The organism is Pseudomonas agronomica, from assembly GCF_025917275.1.
Classification (GTDB): Bacteria; Pseudomonadota; Gammaproteobacteria; order Pseudomonadales; family Pseudomonadaceae; genus Aquipseudomonas; species Aquipseudomonas agronomica.
On the sequence record NZ_JAOSHO010001198.1, the window covers coordinates 1 to 204 of the forward strand.

The 204-nt window shown below is 58.8% G+C and carries 1 protein-coding gene; it reads left to right on the forward strand.

The genetic code is table 11. From position 1 onward, the window contains the following. Positions 1-203: pentapeptide repeat-containing protein (locus tag OC610_RS29510; protein ID WP_264433440.1), on the forward strand; the 203-nt coding region annotated here is incomplete at its 5' end. Position 204: the final 1 nt, after the last annotated feature.

Here is a 204-nt window from a genome sequence, read left to right on the forward strand (position 1 = left end):
AGGCCGCCGACCTGGAAATGGCCTGGCTGATCAAGGCCGACCTCAAGGGTGCTGATCTGCGCGATGCCAATCTGCAAGAGGTCAAGTTGGGTGAAAGCAACCTGGAACAGGCCAACCTGACGGGCTCGCGGCAGCACTACGGAAATTTCCAGGATGCGAATATGCAGGGGTGTGTCGGGTGCCCGACTTCTTGGGATCGCTGAA